General features: G+C 67.1%; 1 protein-coding gene. It reads right to left on the bottom strand.

All coding sequences use genetic code 11. The features are described from left to right. Positions 1-222: KR domain-containing protein (locus JK363_RS41875; protein ID WP_201883552.1), on the bottom strand; the 222-nt coding region annotated here is incomplete at both ends.

Raw genomic sequence — 222 nt, 5'->3', positions numbered from 1 at the left:
GCCATGCCGTCTTCGGCCCAGGGGCCCCACGCGATCGAGGTCGCCGGCAGCCCTTCAGACCGCCGCACCTCCGCCAACGCGTCCACATACGCGTTCGCCGCCGCATAGTTACCCTGACCCGCACCACCCACCGTCGCCGAGAACGACGAGAACAACACAAACGCCGACAGACCCAGATCACGGGTCAACTCATGCAAATGCCGGGCACCCTCCGCCTTCGCC

The sequence above is a fragment of the Streptomyces coffeae genome, from assembly GCF_016741875.1.
Classification (GTDB): Bacteria; Actinomycetota; Actinomycetes; order Streptomycetales; family Streptomycetaceae; genus Streptomyces; species Streptomyces coffeae.
Note: the sequence above shows the minus strand (reverse complement) of the source record. Positions and strands in the feature narration are given on the sequence as shown.